General features: G+C 41.5%; 17 protein-coding genes. 10 read left to right on the top strand and 7 right to left on the bottom strand.

Going from position 1 to position 17,600, the window contains the following annotated elements; genetic code table 11:
• Window positions 1–76: 76 nt before the first annotated feature.
• Window positions 77–2,176, top strand: coding sequence for a TonB-dependent receptor (locus ALFOR1_RS02590; protein WP_104643609.1), 2,100 nt, complete (start codon window positions 77–79; stop codon window positions 2,174–2,176).
• Window positions 2,177–2,321: 145 nt separating this feature from the next.
• On the opposite strand, the gene epmA is transcribed toward ALFOR1_RS02590, so the two are convergent.
• Complete coding sequence (epmA, locus tag ALFOR1_RS02585) at window positions 2,322–3,296, bottom strand: elongation factor P--(R)-beta-lysine ligase (RefSeq protein WP_104641970.1); 975 nt, start codon at window positions 3,294–3,296, stop codon at window positions 2,322–2,324.
• Between the two features lie 56 nt (window positions 3,297–3,352).
• Window positions 3,353–3,919, bottom strand: coding sequence for an elongation factor P (efp, locus tag ALFOR1_RS02580; protein WP_058546947.1), 567 nt, complete (start codon window positions 3,917–3,919; stop codon window positions 3,353–3,355).
• A 41-nt stretch (window positions 3,920–3,960) separates the two neighbouring features.
• Here efp and epmB point away from each other — a divergent pair, with 41 nt between their 5' ends.
• A complete protein-coding gene (gene epmB / locus ALFOR1_RS02575) occupies window positions 3,961–4,986 on the top strand; it encodes an EF-P beta-lysylation protein EpmB (protein ID WP_104641969.1) in 1,026 nt (341 codons plus the stop codon).
• 345 nt (window positions 4,987–5,331) lie between these two features.
• Here epmB and ALFOR1_RS02570 read toward each other — a convergent pair whose 3' ends face one another.
• Window positions 5,332–5,541, bottom strand: a complete 210-nt coding sequence (locus tag ALFOR1_RS02570) for a hypothetical protein (RefSeq protein ID WP_055016948.1) — start codon at window positions 5,539–5,541, stop codon at window positions 5,332–5,334.
• An 81-nt stretch (window positions 5,542–5,622) separates the two neighbouring features.
• Here ALFOR1_RS02570 and ALFOR1_RS02565 point away from each other — a divergent pair, with 81 nt between their 5' ends.
• Window positions 5,623–5,913, top strand: coding sequence for a prephenate dehydrogenase (locus ALFOR1_RS02565; protein ID WP_089346609.1), 291 nt, complete (start codon window positions 5,623–5,625; stop codon window positions 5,911–5,913).
• A gap of 37 nt (window positions 5,914–5,950) precedes the next feature.
• On the opposite strand, the gene ALFOR1_RS02560 is transcribed toward ALFOR1_RS02565, so the two are convergent.
• Window positions 5,951–6,442: a DUF3016 domain-containing protein gene (locus tag ALFOR1_RS02560; protein ID WP_104641968.1), complete on the bottom strand. Its 492-nt coding sequence runs from the start codon at window positions 6,440–6,442 to the stop codon at window positions 5,951–5,953.
• A 254-nt stretch (window positions 6,443–6,696) separates the two neighbouring features.
• Between ALFOR1_RS02560 and galE the strand changes: the two genes are divergently transcribed.
• On the top strand, window positions 6,697–7,713 hold the full coding sequence (gene galE / locus ALFOR1_RS02555; RefSeq protein ID WP_058546943.1) for a UDP-glucose 4-epimerase GalE: 1,017 nt from the start codon (window positions 6,697–6,699) through the stop codon (window positions 7,711–7,713).
• Between the two features lie 304 nt (window positions 7,714–8,017).
• Here the strand turns inward: galE and ALFOR1_RS02550 are convergent, their stop codons facing one another.
• On the bottom strand, window positions 8,018–8,698 hold the full coding sequence (locus tag ALFOR1_RS02550; protein ID WP_058546942.1) for a Fe2+-dependent dioxygenase: 681 nt from the start codon (window positions 8,696–8,698) through the stop codon (window positions 8,018–8,020).
• An 89-nt stretch (window positions 8,699–8,787) separates the two neighbouring features.
• Window positions 8,788–10,968: a TonB-dependent receptor gene (locus ALFOR1_RS02545; RefSeq protein WP_104643608.1), complete on the bottom strand. Its 2,181-nt coding sequence runs from the start codon at window positions 10,966–10,968 to the stop codon at window positions 8,788–8,790.
• A gap of 333 nt (window positions 10,969–11,301) precedes the next feature.
• Here ALFOR1_RS02545 and ALFOR1_RS02540 point away from each other — a divergent pair, with 333 nt between their 5' ends.
• Genes ALFOR1_RS02540 through ALFOR1_RS02515 form a run of 6 tightly spaced genes read left to right on the top strand, consistent with a single transcriptional unit; the run spans window position 11,302 to window position 16,272 of the window.
• Window positions 11,302–12,075 carry a DUF3450 family protein gene (locus ALFOR1_RS02540; protein WP_104641967.1) on the top strand — a complete coding sequence of 258 codons (774 nt, stop codon included), beginning with the start codon at window positions 11,302–11,304 and terminating at the stop codon, window positions 12,073–12,075.
• A complete protein-coding gene (locus ALFOR1_RS02535; protein WP_104641966.1) occupies window positions 12,075–13,400 on the top strand; it encodes a MotA/TolQ/ExbB proton channel family protein in 1,326 nt (441 codons plus the stop codon). Before ALFOR1_RS02540 ends, ALFOR1_RS02535 begins: the two co-directional genes overlap by 1 nt.
• Window positions 13,393–13,767, top strand: a complete 375-nt coding sequence (locus ALFOR1_RS02530) for a MotA/TolQ/ExbB proton channel family protein (protein WP_058546938.1) — start codon at window positions 13,393–13,395, stop codon at window positions 13,765–13,767. Before ALFOR1_RS02535 ends, ALFOR1_RS02530 begins: the two co-directional genes overlap by 8 nt.
• Before the next feature lie 9 nt (window positions 13,768–13,776).
• The gene (locus tag ALFOR1_RS02525) at window positions 13,777–14,181 is read left to right on the top strand and encodes an ExbD/TolR family protein (protein WP_104641965.1); all 405 of its coding nucleotides are present in this window, start codon (window positions 13,777–13,779) and stop codon (window positions 14,179–14,181) included.
• 1 nt (window position 14,182) lies between these two features.
• On the top strand, window positions 14,183–14,839 hold the full coding sequence (locus tag ALFOR1_RS02520; protein WP_104641964.1) for an energy transducer TonB: 657 nt from the start codon (window positions 14,183–14,185) through the stop codon (window positions 14,837–14,839).
• 20 nt (window positions 14,840–14,859) lie between these two features.
• Window positions 14,860–16,272, top strand: coding sequence for a tetratricopeptide repeat protein (locus tag ALFOR1_RS02515; protein ID WP_104643607.1), 1,413 nt, complete (start codon window positions 14,860–14,862; stop codon window positions 16,270–16,272).
• A gap of 216 nt (window positions 16,273–16,488) precedes the next feature.
• Here the strand turns inward: ALFOR1_RS02515 and zapE are convergent, their stop codons facing one another.
• Entirely contained in the window at window positions 16,489–17,598 is a 1,110-nt protein-coding gene (zapE, locus tag ALFOR1_RS02510) for a cell division protein ZapE (RefSeq protein WP_104641963.1), read from the bottom strand.
• Window positions 17,599–17,600: the final 2 nt, after the last annotated feature.

The raw sequence follows: 17,600 nt of genomic DNA, 5'->3' as shown, positions 1-17,600 counted from the left end.
TAATTGCCGCGTTTATAGCACATGTGTTGAAATAATTGCTACCATAGAAGTCCCTAAAATGGAGTTAAGTAACCCAATGAACTTACGTTTGTCTTTAATTACTGCCGCACTTTTACCGCTAATCAGTGCACCACTTGTAGCTCACGCTGATGACAGCGACCTTGAAAGAATCGTTGTAACGGGCGACTTTCAACGTGAAAGCATTCAAACGCTAAGCGCCAGTGCAAGCCTATTCAGCGAGTCTGAAATTAACCAGCGTGGCGCAAGTTACTTAGACGAAATGTTAGGTAGCACTGCAAACGTAAACTTTACTTCAGGTGCTTCTCGCGGTCGTTATATTCAAATTCGTGGTGTGGGACTTCGCTCACAATTTGTAGACCCAATTAACCCATCTGTGGGTTTAGTTATTGACGGCATTAACTACTCAGGCCTTGGTGGTAGCTCATTATTATTTGATATTGACCAAGTAGAAATTTACCGCGGCCCGCAAGGCACTCGTTTTGGTGCAGATGGTATGGCCGGCATGATCCAAATGGAATCAGCACAAGCCACCGCCGATCCTAGTTTAAAATTACAAGTGGGTATGGGCACATACAACTCACGCGAAGCAGGTCTTGCAGCAAGTACAGGCTTAACTGATGATACAAGCGCACGCGTAAGCTACTTTCGTAGAAAATCAGACGGCTATGTAGATAACCTATATTTAAACGACGAAACTCAACAACAAGATGAGCAAGTAGCCCGCTTTAAATTAAACAGCCAACTTACTGAGCATTTAAACACTGAGTTAAACCTACATTACATTGATATAAACAACGGTTACGATGCGTTCACGCTCGATAACAGCCGTAATAGTGTAGCCGACGAGCCAGGCCAAGATAATCAACAAAGCTACGCCATTGGGAGTAATAATACCTACACAGGTTTTGACGCCTTTGACGTAAATTTAAACCTATCAGCCATTGATACAGAGCTACTTTACAGCTTTGATGAAGACTGGGTATGTAACGATCCGAGCGAGCCACAATTATGTGCTGCAGGCTTACATCCTTGGGGCTATAGCTCTACTGATATATACACGCGTGATCGCGACGATCAATCGGTTAACTTACAATTTAACTCTAAAACAGGTAACTGGGTTGCAGGTGTTTATTACCAAAACCGCGATGTAGATTTAGAGCGCGAATACACATGGCTCGCAAGTCCATTTGCATCAACCTACGAAACCAGTAACGTAGCTGTATACGGCCAATTAGCCACACCTATTGGCCCTAAAACCACATTAATTACGGGTTTACGCGTAGAACAATACCAAGGTGATTACACCGACAGCAACGGCTTTATTGAAGATACCGACGACGTAATGGTTGGCGGTAAAGTAGCACTTGAGTACCAAGTGATTGATCGCACCATGATCTACGCAAGCATTACACGCGGCTATAAAGCTGGCGGCATTAACTCTGAAGCACTGGCTAAAGCAAAAGATGAAGGCTTAAACTTAAGTGCTGACTTTTTCCAGCAGCATACAAGCTTTGATCCTGAATACCTTTGGAGTGGCGAGTTTGGCGTTAAGGGCTCATCACTTGATGATAAATTTACCCTGCGTTTAGCGGCGTTTTATATGCACCGCGACAACATTCAGTTAAAAGCATGGCAAGTAGAAAATCAGCAGTTTACAGGTTATGTTGATAACGCAAGCTCTGGCAGTAACTACGGCTTAGAAATTGAAGGCAGTTACCAACTTACTGAAGATTTATTCTTAACCGGTAGTGCGGGTTACTTAAATACAGAAATTGACGACTTTGTAACGCAATCGGGCTTAAACCAAGACGGCCGCGAGCAAGCGCAATCACCTAAATACCAATACGCATTTAGCGCACGTTATAACTTTACGAATGAACTATACGGCATGATTGGTGTTGAAGGTAAGGACGATTATTACTTCTCAGATAGTCATAACTCACAAGCGCCGAGCAGCAATTTAGTTAACCTTAGCTTTGGCTACGAAGCCGATATGTGGGCAGTACGCGCATGGGCTCGTAACGTATTTGACGAAACAGTACCAACCCGCGGCTTTGAGTTTGGTAACGACCCACTTGATGGTTACGCTACACACACCTACGTTCAATTAGGTGAGCCAAGAGTAGCGGGCGTAACGTTTACGCTAGAGCTGTAAAATTAAGTTGTCAGTTGTCAGTTGTCAGTTGTCAGTTGTCAGTTGTCAGTTGTCAGTTGTCAGTTGTCAGTTGTCAGGTAAAGATTAGAAAACACCGCGTTTAATTAAAGCGCGGTGTTTTTTTATCTGAAAACTAATAACTTTTCTAAGCCCTATCTACATCAAACGCGATTACGTCTTTAATTTTATCTTTATCCGTTGCAAGCATTACTAGCCTATCTATTCCCATTGCAACGCCTGCACATTTTGGCAGTCCGTGCTCAAGTGCGGCTATTAAACGCTTATCCATAGGCACGTGATTTAAGCCATTCTCTGCGCGATAAGCGTTATCTTCATCAAAGCGTTTTGCCTGCTCTTTAGCATTAGTTAACTCATTAAAGCCGTTCGCTAATTCCATATTTTTATAATAAAGCTCAAAGCGCCCTGCTACTCGGTTATCGTGTTCACAAATTTGCGCCAATGCCGCTTGGGTTGCCGGAAAGTGATATACAAAACACGGTTTAGTTTGCCCAATGGTTGGCTCTACTTTCATACAAAATAACAGCTGCAATAAGGTGTCTTTATTTGTTTCGTTATTGGCTATATCAGCAAAGCCGTGTTCGCTGGCAAGTGCTTGTAATTGCGTAAGCGTAGCAGTTAATGGGTCAAGCGCTAACACTTGCTCAAACGCTTGTTGGTAAGTCAATCGCTCAGCAGGCGTTACATGTAAAATAAGCTGCATTAGCTCATCCATTTCATCCATAAGTGCAAACTCATCAAACCCAGGGCGGTACCATTCAAGCATAGTAAACTCAGGATTATGGTGGCTACCGGCTTCCTCGTTTCTAAAGGCCTTACAAAGCTGAAATATTGGCCCTGAGCCTGCTGCTAATAAACGTTTCATTGCAAATTCAGGCGATGTTTGCAAATAAAGCGGCAAGCCACCCGCGTGGCCTGGGCCTACAAAAGTAGTACTAAAACTTGCTAAATGCACATCGGTTACGCTTGCACCGCTTAAGCTAGGTGTTTCTACTTCCATTACATTACGCGTATAAAAAAACTCACGAATAGTACGTAATATTGCCGCGCGCCGTTTAAGTGTTTCTATGCTTGCGCTTGGGGCCCAAAGTGTTGCTGACATATTTTCTCCAAAAAAAATCCCAGCTTAAGCTGGGATTTTATAAACAATGTTAAAGCTTACTTAACACGGCCTACGTATTCACCGCTACGAGTGTCTACTTTAATAACTTCGCCAATTTGTACGAATAATGGAACACGTACTACTGCACCTGTTGTAAGCGTTGCAGGTTTACCACCTGTGCCCGCTGTATCACCTTTAAGCCCTGGATCAGTTTCAGTGATCTCAAGCTCAACAAAGTTAGGTGGAGTAACCGCAATTGGGCTGCCGTTCCATAATGTAATTGTACATACATCGTTTTCAACTAACCATTTAACAGCATCGCCTAGTGCTTTTTCGTCAGCAGCAATTTGCTCAAATGTTTCGTTGTTCATGAAATGCCAAAACTCACCGTCTGTGTATAGGTACGCTAAGTCGGTATCCATTACATCGGCGCCTTCAACTGATTCACCCGATTTAAAGGTTTTTTCAAGCACCTTACCAGAGATAAGTTTACGGATACGAACACGGTTAAACGCTTGGCCTTTACCAGGTTTTACCATTTCATTTTCTAAGATACTGCAAGGTTCGCCGTCCATCATAATTTTTAGGCCGCCCTTGAACTCGTTGGTGCTATAATTCGCCATCGTTTCCTCTATTTATATTTTTTCGAGTAATCTACGTGCCAATGATACAAAGAAATGAAGCAAATTTGCATAAAAACTGGCAAAAAGAATTAGCAAATGTAGTTACCTGCCCAAAAACCTTGCTTGAAATGGTCGGTTTATCGAGCCAAGCCCATGAAAACGACCTAAAAGCTCGCAGTTTATTCGCGGTGCGCGTGCCAGTCCCTTTTATAAAAAAAATACGCAAAGGTGATGCAAACGATCCCTTATTGCTACAAGTTATGCCGCGCCACCAAGAATTTTTGACTAAATCCGGTTTTAATAAAGACCCACTACTTGAGCAAGACAACTCCCAACCAGGGCTTTTACATAAGTATAAATCGCGTGTTTTAATTATGTTTAAAACTGGCTGTGCGGTAAATTGCCGCTACTGCTTTAGGCGCCACTTTCCGTATCAAGAGAACCAACTCAATAAAAGAAGCCTCCTTGATGCACTGAGTTATATAAAATCAGATACCAACATAAACGAAGTGATTTTAAGTGGTGGCGACCCACTTATGGCCAAAGACGATGCCATTAGCTGGTTTTTAGATGAGCTTGAGCAATTACCCCAAATTAAGCGTATGCGAATACATAGCCGTTTACCTGTCGTTATACCTGCGCGTATTACCGATGAGCTATGCGCGAGGCTAAAGCAATCACCGCTAAAAATTGTATTTATTAACCATATAAATCACGCCAACGAAATAGACGACGAGTTTAAAGCAGCCATGCAAAAGCTTAAGCAAGCAGGTGTTATGTTATTAAACCAAGCGGTTATTTTAAAAGATGTGAACGATACCGTTGATGCGCAGATAAATTTAAGCGAGGCGTTATTTGATGCCGACGTATTACCCTATTATTTGTATTTGCTAGATAAAGTTGAAGGCGCAAGCCACTTTGATATTAACGAAGAGCAAGCAATAAAAATAATGGCAGAGCTATTAAAAGCCCTGCCCGGATTTTTAGTGCCAAAATTAGTAAGAGAAATAGGTGGTCAAAAAAGCAAAACACCTATCGACCTTAAGTTAGGGCGTGTTAACCTTTGATGGTTGAATTTGCAGCAGTATGTTTGGCTTTTAGGCAAGGCTGAGCCTGTGTAGTGTGGTTATTCCCCATAAATAGGCGATAACGCAGCATAAATGCCAAACATGCGCTGCCCTTCGGGTTCTTCCTAGGGGCGATGAACTCTTTGTTGCCTACATGGATGTAGGTAAGGGGCGTGAGCAGGACGCGGAAGCTTTACTCGGTTTTTACTTATTCTTACATGGATGTAAGCCAGTAGGGTAACGCAGGAGCAGTTACCGAGCCCACTAGGTTTCAAACCTCGCGCCGCGATTTAATCGCCCCTAGATTGAACAAATTTCAATCCGCAAAGTTCAACACGCCCTAGTTTAAACGTACACGTTTATATTATTGCCAAGCGTTGCAGTGACCGACTGAGCCGGTGATTGCGCACTTGTTGCTTGTGCAGCACCTTCAATAAGTGCAAGTGCCGCTGCGCCATCTGCTAATTGCTGCTTTTTAGACAAAGCAGCGGTATATACTTCACCACCTTGGCCAGAGCTAGACATAGCGGGTAGATTTCCACCTGATATATTCATGTTATAAGCCTTAATCAACCTGACATTTAAATGTAATCCAAGTACTATATCGGCAATGCAGTACAAAGCTTTAGGAAATCCATGGATTCTATAATTGAACAACTCAACGCTAACTTAAAAATTGTTTATCGCCAAGCACTTGATGCCGACAAAAAACTAGATGAGCTACAGCAACAAGGTCATGGTAAATTTAAAGCCTTGTTCCCAGCTGATGCCGGGTTTAGTTTTGAAGCTAAACGCTTCAAGCCATACGTACTTGATGTAGCAGCCGATGTAGAAAGTTTAAGCACTGACGGTTTTGATGAAGAAAAGCTTAAAACAACAGTACTTAAATTACAGCAGTTACTTACGCTGTTAGCAACGTTTAAGTAAAGCGTAAAACAAATGCCGCAATTTAGCGGTATTTTGTTTAATCTAAATTTGGTAATATTTGCTCGCCAAACCACTCTGTAATTAAGCGTTTCTCATAATAAAATGACTCATCGCGGCCCATTTTTATTTTATCCATAAAGCCCATATCTTTAAGCTCTACATCGTTTGCTTCGCTTATTACGCTACCCTCTTTATCGGTTAGCGAGTAATTGAGTTTTAAGCGCGGAAAGTAAATTGGTTTTACTACACGTATTTCATCCATACCGCCGTAGCGTACATCGCCAGCTAAGTCGATATCGGTTATTTCTACGCTTAGCTTATATTCTTTTGGAAGTTGCTCGGCCAATTTAGAAAGATGCTTTTCAAACTGTGTAGCAATTTGTTTATGGTAAGACGATTTTGCTTGATTAGATGCGCGCACATCGCGGTAATCTTTAAAATCTTGCCATTTAACAACAGATTCTCCAGCATGCGCAAATGCAGGTAATGCGATACACATTGCCATAACGATTGTTTTAACTGAATTCATAACATTCTCCCAAGAGGCTGTACTAATTATTTAGACAAAGCCTAGTAATATAACTATTAATTTTAGCAGTGATTGATTAACTATAACTTAATGCGATATTTAGCATGTTACTAAAGCTATTTTATATGTAATTAAAGTAATTCACTCTAACTATATGACCCCCTTTGAATAATAAAAGTTACAGATAAAGCATGTAAATCATCATAATTTATGGTGAAATTAACTTAATTGATAAAGGTATCCACGGAGCATTCATGACAATTTTAGTAACAGGCGGCGCAGGCTACATTGGCTCTCACACCGTTTTAGAACTTTTAGAGCAAGGCAGCGACGTAATTGTTGTTGATAATTTAAGTAACTCATCAAAAGAGTCACTACAGCGCGTTAAAACAATTACAGGTAAAGAGGCAACCTTTTATCAAGGTGATATTCTTGATAAAGCGTTTTTAGACTCAATATTTGCCAAGCACACTATAGATAGCGTTATTCATTTTGCCGGTTTAAAGTCAGTTGGCGAGTCGGTAGCTAAACCTGTTGAATACTACCAAAACAACGTACAAGGTACGCTAACGCTTGTAGATGCAATGCGTGATGCTGGCGTGTTTAAATTAGTATTTAGCTCATCAGCTACCGTTTACGGCGACCCTGCAAGCTTACCGATTAAAGAAGACTTCCCTGTGGGTGGCACAACAAACCCATACGGTACGTCAAAGCTAATGGTTGAAATGATGCTACAAGATATCGCTAAATCAGATGAGCGCTTTGCGTTTGCTATTTTGCGTTACTTTAATCCTGTTGGCGCACATGAATCGGGCTTGATTGGCGAAGACCCTAACGGTATTCCTAATAACTTACTGCCATTTATTGCTCAAGTTGCAGTAGGTAAATTAAAGCAACTCGCTGTATTTGGTGATGACTACGACACAGTTGATGGCACGGGCGTGCGCGACTACATTCACGTGGTAGATTTAGCTATTGGCCATTTAAAAGCCCTTGATAAAATTGCTAGTAATACAGGTGCACTTGTATATAACCTTGGCACAGGAAATGGCTACTCTGTACTGCAAATGGTTAATGCATTTATTAAAGCAAGCAACCAAGAAGTGCCTTATCAAGTATCACCCCGCCGCCCAGGCGATATTGCTGCATGTTACGCCGCACCTGAAAAAGCCCTTAATGAGCTTGGTTGGGAAGCAGAACGCGCAATTGATGCCATGATGGAAGATACATGGCGCTGGCAGTCAAATAACCCAAATGGTTATAAAGGCTAGTAACCTTCACGCCTACAGTACCTTATGAATGTATTGTAGGCGCCTGGCTTTTTCGTGCAAAAAGCAAAACTCGAATCTTTAATACATTACGCGCCTTGCGCGTCGCGCCAACAAGTTGTGCGCCTGCGAGTTAATCAAACCACAATGTTAAACTTTGCCAGTAGACGTAGATCTTGCTCACGCGAAAAGCGAAGATTTTAATTACTTACATCTACTATCTACTATCTACTATCTACTATCTACTATCTACTATCTACTATCTACTATCTACTATCTACTATCTAACATCTAACAATAAATATTTTTATGTCTGCGCCCATTGCCTTAACAGGTTATGGTACACACCTGTTAATTGAATAATTTCTGGGCTGTCTTCTACTTTACTGCGCAAGCTTTGAATCGACATATCTAAATCAAATAATAATCCGCGTTTTTCATCGCTGTTTACCATGCTTTGCAGCCAAAAGAACGAGGCTAACCTACGCCCGCGAGTTACAGGCATAACGCGGTGCAAACTCGTCGATGGATAAAGTACCATGCTACCTGCGGGTAGTTTTACACTGTGAGAGCCGTAGGTATCTTCAACAACGAGTTCGCCGCCATCGTAATCTTCGGGTTCATTAAAAAATAGAGTCATAGATACATCAGTACGAATTTTTACAGGCGTGCCAGGTACTTGTCTAATTGCGTTATCTACATGCACACCAAACGATTGTCCACCTTGATAGCAATTAAATAACGGCGGAAAAATTTTTGCTGGCAGCGCTGCCGACATAAATAAATTACTGCGCGCTAATGCCCCCATAATAATTTCACCCAGCTCTTGTGCTTCTGGGCTATTTTCAGGCAGTTGTAAGTTATTTTTTGCTTTGGTTGACTGATGCCCCGCAGTAATACTGCCATCGGCCCACTGCGCCGCTAATAATTTATCGCGGCAATAAGCCACTTCTTCTTTAGTTAGTAGCTCTGGAATTTTAACTAGCATGCGCGCCCTCTCACATTTTTATTAAATAACTAAGGGCAGGTAATAGGCCTGCCCTTATATTTACTTATACTTTTTAATTTATTTTAAAATTAAAAAGAGTAGCTAGCTGTTAGGCTAAACTTACGACCGTTACCCGGTACGTAGTGTCCGCCACCTAGCTGATCAACATAGTCTTTGTCGCCAAGGTTTTCACCATTTAGTTGTAAACTAAGATCCTTAGATACGTCGTAAGCAACCATTAAATCAAAAATAGTGTAACCCGGTGCGCGTGAGCGCGTTGATGATGTACTATTGTAACGCTCACCTACATATTGTGCGCCTAAACCAAACGATAATTTATCCGACATATCGTAAGTAGTCCAAACACTTGCGCTATTTTTAGGCGTTCGTGCAAGCTCGTTACCAATTTGTGAGGCATCGTCGCCTAATGCTTTAGTTACTTCGCTATCTTGGTAAGTGTATGAAGCAATTACAGTCCACTCTTTAGTAATTAAACCTGTTGCTGAAAGCTCTAAACCTTGTACGCGTTGCTCACCGCCAAGTAGCTCATCTGTGCTGCTATCTGCAAATGGGTCATCAGTACGTGCATTGGTTTTTTCAGTGCGGAAAAGCGCTGCATTAGTTTGCAAACGGCCATCCATTAGGCTCCATTTTGTACCTAACTCGTAGCTGCGGCTTTCTTCAGGATCTAAATCTGCTGCATTTGAGCGTGTAGATACAGTAAGCCCTTCAGCTGATGGGTTAAATGAGTTGCCTGCACCTACGTAAATGCTACCGTTATCGGCTGGTTTGTACACTACCGCTGCGTTCCAGCTAAATAAATCATCACTTGTAGAAATTAGCGCACTTGGGTCATCGTAGTCATTGTGGTAATCGGTTGTAAAACTATCAAAGCGAATCCCACCGGTTACTTCCCACTGCTTGTTAAGTGTTACTGTATCAAATGCGTAAATTGCTTGGTTTTTAGCTTTTGCTTCAATGCTTGTACCATCGCGGCCATATACACCTGTAAATTCAATTGTTGCATTAGGGTTGTATAAGTCGTTACGTATTTCGTCTTCAATTAGGTTATCTGGCGTAGTTGCTACAAGTGCATGACGAGTAAATGTTTCGTTAGCTAGTTCAACACCTACTACTACATCGTGAGTAAAGCCTGCAAACTCGTAATTACCAATTAAATCAACCTGTATTGCTGCAAGTGAGTTTTGTGTATCACGTGTTTTTTCATCAGCAAAAGTGATGTCTGTATCGGTAGTAATTGAGAAATAACGCGGTGCCGTGGTTACTGACTCACGTTTAACTTCACCTAAACGTCCTTGCACACGTAGCATCGTGTTTTGAGAAAAATCATACTCGTAACGTGCAGTTGTTGAGTAGGCCTCAATGTCTTCGTAATCACGGTAAATGTTACCGTAAAAGTTATCGTAATCTACCGGAGAAGGACCACGCGCGCTATCTGCAAGCTCAGCAACTGGCGTGTCGCTGTATACCCATGCAATACCGTAATCTGGTAAGTTATCTTGGCGTTGGTATTCTAAATTTAAATCAAAGCGGCTATTAGTACCTAAGCCTGTTGCAAAGGCTACAGCGACTGCATTTGTTTCGTTTTCAACGTAATCACGCCCTGCAACATCACCTTTATCTGTTAGTAAATTAATGCGTAAAGCGCTGGTTTCGTTTACTTGAATATTAGTATCGAAACGACCACGGTAATCGTTTTCTGTACCTAAACGAAGTGATACGTCGTTAAAGCTATCAAGCTTTGCTTTTTTGCTTTCTAGGTTAACACTACCACCGGTTGCACCACGGCCCGAAACCGCTGAGCCTGGGCCTTTTGCCACTTCAACCGCTTCAATGTTGTAAATATCACGCGTGTAGCCTGCTACATCACGAATGCCATCTACAAAAATGTCGTTAGTTGCGCTAAAGCCACGAATAGACATGCTATCGCCAGTCGGTGCGCCGCCTTCACCAGCGGCTAAAGAAATACCCGATACGTTACGTAAAGCATCACGTAGGCTATCTACGTTTCTGTCTTTCATTACTGCTTGGTTAATTACCGTTACAGTTTTTGCAGTATCTAAAAGTGGCTGAGTGTATTTGTGCGATGTTGATTTTTCTACAACATAGCTAGACTCAGTTTTAGTCTCTGCTTTAGTTACCGACAGCTCTTGTACGTCTTGTGCACTTGCCCAAGTTGAAAGAGTGGCAGTGACTACCGCTGCAATTGGCTTTACGTAGGCATTTCCTTTATTCGATGGCTTACTCATGTTTACTCCGTGGTTGTTTTTTTTACCTTTAAGTAAGTAAAAAGTGTCTAACTCAAAGGTGCTATGTGTGATTTCGGGCAAAATCCTACCACCAAGATAAAATAATGTAAACGATAATTGTTATCAGTTGTGTTGTTGTGTGAATTCCTATATTGTATACATACTCAAAATTTAACAAGTAATGCCAATACATTTTATTAAATAAGCTATTCTGAGGCTGAAAAACCATTTAGCTAAGGCTAGCTGCGCTAGGTACTCCTCTTAAAGTGATTAAATTTATTGTGAATTGGTATATTTGCTTGTTGTCGTAACTTTCAGGATTGTTGTTAAGTAATGCGAAGCTTAATTAAACCAATATTTGCGGTAGTTGCACTGTGTAGCACCATGGCTGTAAAAGCCGATACCGTTAGCGAATTAGAACAACTCATTGATAAATGGCTAAAAATAGAGAGCCAAACTAGTGAATTAAATACACATTGGCTTGAACAAAAAAGCAGTATGGAGCAAACCCTAACGCTTTTAAATGCTGAGCAAGAGCAACTTAGTACTCTTAATAAAAACCGCGAAAAAAATTCAAGCGATCTTAGCAAAAAGCGCGAACAGCTCGTTACTCAGCAAGGCGAGCTTGAAAAAGATCAACAAAATTTAAACAGCCAGTTAAAACAAATCAGCCAGCAGTTACTTTCGTTGCAAGTACAGCTGCCGCCTCCGCTACTAAACAGCTGGAAAAATGCAGGCGATTTAGCCGACCCACAACTAAGCACCACTGATAAATTACAAACAGCGCTAAAGATGCTGACCTTACTAAATGAATTTCAGCAACGTATTTCAATTCACGAAATGGCAATTAAGCACCCCGACGGCCAAGAAGTATGGGTTAAACAGCTATATTTAGGCGCCGCACAAGCATGGTTTGTTAGTGAAGATTTAAGTTATGTAGGTATTGGCTTTCCTAGTGACTTAGGTTGGCAGTGGGAGTTTGATAACAGTATTAACGCAGAGCAAGTGGCGCTGGGTATTGCAGTGCAACAAAAAAAGCGCGCTGCTGATTGGGTAACGCTTCCAATGCTAAGTTATAAAAATAACGCACAGCAAGGAGCTAAATAATGACTTTTTGCCAAAAAATTAAAGCATTTAGCGCCATTCTTTTACTTACTAGCTGCAATTTAGCGTTAGCAGCAACGAGTGAGCAAGCCAAACAAAGCGTGCTAAACGATATTAAAACCGCACAACGCAGCTTAAGTAGTACGCAAAAAAGTATTGCCAAAGAACAAGCGAGCCTAGCAAAGCAAATATTTACCAAGCAGCAGTCACTAAGTAAATTACGCGAACAAGCCGCTGTTAACCGCCGTTTAGCTGACGAAAACACTTTAAGCCTTAACCAGTTACAAACCCGGTTAGACTCCTGGCAGCAGCAACAGCAGTACCAATTAAACTTGCTTAGCCGATTTGTTCGCCAAAATAGCAATAAAGCTTTGAATAACGAGCAAACAAGTAATAATCAAAACGAATTATTAAGCCAAGTAGTCTCCTTTATTAATGACCAAGAGCAAGCACTTTACCCTCGCTTTAAAAAACAAGCGGTGGTACTTAACAATGGCGAGCTTACTCAAGCTAATACACTGCAAGTAGGCCCTGTTGCCTGGTTTAGTACGCAAACACCTAAGCTAATGGGTTTATTAAATTTAGACGATGAATCAAATGCATTAAAAGTGGCATTGGTACAATCAAGCAGTGACGATAACCCGCTTGATAACACCCTAAAGCAAAACGGTGTAGGCGAAACATTACTTAGCTTTGATCCGAGCTTAACGCATTTAGTAACCAGCCAAGCTCAGCAAGAAAGCCCCTTAGAACACCTAGAAAAAGGCGGTTTATGGGCTATTCCTATTATTTTATTTGCCTGTTTTGCGTTAACTATTGCACTAATTAAAGCGGCTCAACTATTGCGTTTAAGCAAAATTAAAATGCACTCGCAAATGCAGTTACAAACGCTCTTTAAAAGTAAAAATAGCAGCGAGTTTGCAGGCATGCAGCAGCAATTGTTTAACCTAACGCTGCAAAGCGAAAAAGGCCAAGTGCGAGACGATCAATTGTTTAACCAGCTAATACACGATAAACACAAGCTTGATAACTTTATAGGCGCTATAGCTGTAACAGCAGCCGTAGCCCCCCTATTAGGTTTATTAGGTACTGTAAGCGGCATGATCGAAACCTTTAAAATGATGACCTTATTTGGATCGGGCGATCCGGAGGTTGTATCGGGCGGTATTGCACAAGCACTTATTACTACCGAGTTAGGTTTAGTTGTTGCTATACCGGCACTAGTTTTAAATGCACTGCTATCGCGCAAAGCAAAAGCGTATTACAGCCAGCTCGAAGGTTTTGCATTACAACTAAGCCAGCTAGAACAAGGAGAAAACAATGTTTGAGCAAATAGTTAGCAACCCTATTTGTTGGTGTATTTTGTTATTAGCTTTAGTTGTGTACCAACTGACTTTTCATGATTTATTGCACCTTAAGCAGTATCAGGCAAACCGAAACGGCTACTGGCAAGAAGTTAGTTCTATATTAACCGCAGCGCTTCCTTTATTAGGCTTGCTGGGCACAATTGTTGGTTTACTTGATACCTTTAAAGTCATGGCGCTTGGTCATAACGAACTAATGAGCGATGCCATAGGCGATGCACTATTAACCACTCAGCTTGGCCTTGTGTGCGCCATACCTGCGTGGTTAATGCAGGCTTATTTAGCCTACTCGCAACGTAATCCTAAATTACATGCATTAGTAAACAATTAGGGTAAAGCCATGCAGTCACGTTTAAAGCACAAGCTAGAACAAGAAGCTGAGCAGCATATTGATATGTCGCCACTGCTTGATGTTGTATTTATATTGCTTATATTTTTTATAGTTACCACTGTATTTGTTCGTGAAAGCGGCGTTGAGGTAGATAAACCTCAAGCTGTATCGGCCAGTCGTCTTGAGCAACAAGTTATATTTTTAGCAATAACCGACTCTCAACAAGTATTTTTTGATGGCAGCCAAATTGGCGTAGCAGGTGTATGCACAAGTGTAGAGCAAATGCTAAAACAGCAGCAACGCCCTGTGGTTATTCAAGCAGATAAAACAGTACCTACAGAGCTATTAGTGCAAGTAATTGACGAAGCAAAACTTGCCGGCGCCTCGCAAGTTAATTTAGCGACCAAGCAATAATATGCACACGTTTAGCTCAACTAATAAAACAAAAAATAACCGCCATCCGCTTTTTGCGTTTGGCCTTAGTTTAATAGTGCTTAGCGCAGCATTGTTATTGTTGTGGTTAGGGCAAATGGCTGAGCACCACATGCAAGACAAAGTAGTTGTGCGCGAAATAGCGATGGTTGCCCTACCTCCACCACCACCGCCTTCAATATCGCAGCAGCAAAGTAGCGAGCCAATGCAAAGCTTAAAAGTGCAAGGTGCAGGCGCATCAATACAAGCAGTAGACGTTAAAATTAAAAGCAATTTAAGCATTGTAAAACCCGATACGCCAAGCGTAAAAGTTAACGCGCCACAATGGCAATCAATGAGTGTAAATTGGGATGCCTTTAGCTTAAACCAGCTCGATGGGCTGCCAACTCTACTTACCCCTGTTAAGGCCGTTTTACCAAAAAGTTTAACTCGCCAAGGTGTCGATGTATTTACACTAAAGCTTGATGTATTTATAGACGAAAGCGGTAGAGTAAGCTTAATAGAGGTTGTACAAAACCCTTACCCTGAGCTTAAACCCGCCATTGATAAAATTATAAAGCAAAGCCGTTTTAGCGCACCAAAAAAAGAAGGCGAAACAGTACGAGCTCACTTTATTTGGCCAATAGAATTTAAACCTTAAGCACCAACAAAATGAAAAATATGAACGCAATTAAACTGCCTAAATTACTTACTCGCACCCTTTATACTACTGTTATGTGCTCTTTGCCTTTATTAGGTATTACTAATGCATATGCAAGCCAAGTAAGTGCACCGCTTAAAGTCACGCTATCGCCTAGCGATCCTACTTGGCAGTTAGCTATAAATAATAAACTGTTAGGCCCAACCGAGGTGCTAATTGAGCCTACAGAGCGTGGCTTTGCTCGCCAAGTACAGCCATTACTACAAGAAGGTAAATACCAAGAGGTAGCAGCCCTTTTTAAAAGCCGTGATATAAACAGCGATAGCACAGCACTTAACTTATTACGCGCGCAGGTTTTGCTCACTTTAAAAGAGTTTAATAGCGCAGAGGCGGCCTACTTAGCGTGCTTAAAAAGCACTCCCGATTTAGTAAAGGCTCACCAAGGTTTAAGCCTTTTATACATGCAGCAGGCAAATTACACTAAAGCGCAAACTCACTTGGTGCATAGTATTGAACTTGGCCAAGCTGACGCACAAAGCTATGCGCAACTTGCTTATATTCATGTGCAACATAGTCAACCTTGGAGTGCCGTGGCCGCATACCGCCAAGCACTTATGCTTGAACCCGAAACAGCGCAGTATCAACAAGGGCTATTGTTTGCCTTAATTGAGTCGGGTGATTTAAGCCAAGCAAATGCATTATTAAAAGAGTTATTAAATAAAACACCTGATAACGCAGAACTTTGGTTGCAGCGTGCGCAAATTGCCCTGCAGCTTGAGCATAATAAACAGGCGCTTTCGGCCATTGAGGTAGTTTTAAAACTTAACCCAAAAGATACCAGTAACCAATTACTAGCTGCACAATTACATTTAAGTGAAGGCAGCAGTAAGCGCGCTGTTTCGCTTTTAAAACAAGGTTTAAAGCATGCCACTAAAGCGCAGCAAACCGACGTAATTAATACCACAATGCAAACTCTTGGCTGGCTTGTATCGCAGCAGCAGTGGGATTTAGCAAAAGAGCTAATACGTAGCGCAAAAAGGTTAACAAAGCGCTTACCAAATGAAGAACAAGCACAGTTTTCGGTATACAGTGCCCAGCTAGCTATGCAGCAAGGTAATAGTAAACGTGCGGTAAAAAGTTTAAATAATGCACTTAAAATAAATCCTAACTTGGGTGATGCTCTACTAAGCCTTGCCAGTATTTATCGCGATAAAAACCAGCTTACTCAAGCCAAGCTAATGTACGTACGCGCTCAAGCGCTGCCAAAGTATCAGCTTTCGGCTTGGCTTGGTTTATCACAAATAGCGATTGATTCAAAAAATTACCCAGAGGCGCTTAAGCACCTTAAAAAGGCGTATCAGGCAAACCCACAACGCCAAGATTTAATAACCAATATTCGCGCGCTGGAAAACATAGTTCGCCAAGAGGGTTAAGTATAAAAACGCAGTTTTTAAAATCGCTTAATAATTAGAAGCTGCGCTTTTCGCGTGAGCAAGCTCAACGCCTACCATAAGGTGTAGCTCTGGGTTTAACTCGTAGACGCACAGCTTGCTGGCGTATAAAACGCAGTTTTTAAATCGCTTAATAATTAGAAGCTGCGCTTCTCGCGTGAGCAAGCTCAACGCCTACAATGTAATATTAAAAAGGTGCTACCAATTTTGCATTTCGACAATGCGCGACTGTGTTCGCGCATATTCAAAACTTAATTTTTTACCTTCATAAAGCGTTTCTATCTGCGCCTGTGCATTAATTACTAACAGCTTGTGGCAATCGTAAAACTCATCAACCAATGCAATAAAACGCCGTGCTTCGTCATCTAAATAGTGCTCATCAAGCGTTTGTTTTTCTCGTTGGTAGCTATCTTCAATCCCATGCACTATTACCTTACCCGTAGCCCCTACCCCCATTTTAGGCACATTTGCTATATACAAAACATCAAACTGTTTGGCTAAAAATATATAATCGTGAGCGCTTCTAGGGCCAGAGCACAGTGCCATAAAATCAATCATCAGCGCATTATTCGCTTTAAATAAATATGGCAAAGCGCGCGAGTGCACCTGTAAGCTTTGATTTTTAGTCGCTTGAGGATACTGCTTAGTAAACAGTTTATTAAACTCATCATTGGGTAAATTAATAAAATAATGGCGGTTGTTTTTACCGTATCTAAAGCGGTGATCTTCCTGCCCGGCCACACTAATTATGTGGCAGTGGTTGTTAATTAAATCGATTGTAGGTAAAAATCGTGCGCGTTGCAGGCCGTTATAATAAAGCTGCGTAGGCCCTACATTAGAGGTTACCACCAGCACGACACCATAATCAAACAAGGCGTTAAATAACCTAGCCATAATCATTGCATCGCCAATGTCGCTTACAAAAAACTCATCAAAACACAAAACTTTTATATTTTTAGCCCACTGCTTGGCAATCAGCGTAAGCGGATTTTTTTGCCCTTGTAGCTGGGCAAGTTGACCATGTACTTGCGCCATAAAATGATGAAAATGCAGCCTTTGTTTTTCTGTGGTCGGTAGATTTTTATAAAATAAATCCATTAGCATAGATTTACCGCGCCCTACCGGCCCGTGTAAATAAACCCCTTTAATTAAAGGTGCTTTTTGCCACCAAGTTGTATTAACTTGCAGTTGTATAGCCAAGTTATTTAACGCGTTAACCGCATTTTGCTGAGCGCTGTCAACACACAGTTCTTCCGCCTCTATCTTTGCTGTATAAAGGCTTAATATTTGTGGGCTGTGTACTGTCATGG

The organism is Pseudoalteromonas carrageenovora IAM 12662 (assembly GCF_900239935.1).
GTDB lineage: Bacteria > Pseudomonadota > Gammaproteobacteria > Enterobacterales > Alteromonadaceae > Pseudoalteromonas > Pseudoalteromonas carrageenovora.
This window is presented reverse-complemented; position numbering and strand designations above follow the sequence as displayed.

Coding starts and splice junctions, on each gene's coding strand:
- ALFOR1_RS02590 (WP_104643609.1), top strand. CDS start 77: ATGAACTTACGTTTGTCTTTAATTACTGCCGCACTTTTACCGCTAATC.
- epmA (WP_104641970.1), bottom strand. CDS start 3,296: ATGTCAGCAACACTTTGGGCCCCAAGCGCAAGCATAGAAACACTTAAA.
- efp (WP_058546947.1), bottom strand. CDS start 3,919: ATGGCGAATTATAGCACCAACGAGTTCAAGGGCGGCCTAAAAATTATG.
- epmB (WP_104641969.1), top strand. CDS start 3,961: ATGATACAAAGAAATGAAGCAAATTTGCATAAAAACTGGCAAAAAGAA.
- ALFOR1_RS02570 (WP_055016948.1), bottom strand. CDS start 5,541: ATGAATATATCAGGTGGAAATCTACCCGCTATGTCTAGCTCTGGCCAA.
- ALFOR1_RS02565 (WP_089346609.1), top strand. CDS start 5,623: ATGGATTCTATAATTGAACAACTCAACGCTAACTTAAAAATTGTTTAT.
- ALFOR1_RS02560 (WP_104641968.1), bottom strand. CDS start 6,442: ATGAATTCAGTTAAAACAATCGTTATGGCAATGTGTATCGCATTACCT.
- galE (WP_058546943.1), top strand. CDS start 6,697: ATGACAATTTTAGTAACAGGCGGCGCAGGCTACATTGGCTCTCACACC.
- ALFOR1_RS02550 (WP_058546942.1), bottom strand. CDS start 8,698: ATGCTAGTTAAAATTCCAGAGCTACTAACTAAAGAAGAAGTGGCTTAT.
- ALFOR1_RS02545 (WP_104643608.1), bottom strand. CDS start 10,968: ATGAGTAAGCCATCGAATAAAGGAAATGCCTACGTAAAGCCAATTGCA.
- ALFOR1_RS02540 (WP_104641967.1), top strand. CDS start 11,302: ATGCGAAGCTTAATTAAACCAATATTTGCGGTAGTTGCACTGTGTAGC.
- ALFOR1_RS02535 (WP_104641966.1), top strand. CDS start 12,075: ATGACTTTTTGCCAAAAAATTAAAGCATTTAGCGCCATTCTTTTACTT.
- ALFOR1_RS02530 (WP_058546938.1), top strand. CDS start 13,393: ATGTTTGAGCAAATAGTTAGCAACCCTATTTGTTGGTGTATTTTGTTA.
- ALFOR1_RS02525 (WP_104641965.1), top strand. CDS start 13,777: ATGCAGTCACGTTTAAAGCACAAGCTAGAACAAGAAGCTGAGCAGCAT.
- ALFOR1_RS02520 (WP_104641964.1), top strand. CDS start 14,183: ATGCACACGTTTAGCTCAACTAATAAAACAAAAAATAACCGCCATCCG.
- ALFOR1_RS02515 (WP_104643607.1), top strand. CDS start 14,860: ATGAACGCAATTAAACTGCCTAAATTACTTACTCGCACCCTTTATACT.
- zapE (WP_104641963.1), bottom strand. CDS start 17,598: ATGACAGTACACAGCCCACAAATATTAAGCCTTTATACAGCAAAGATA.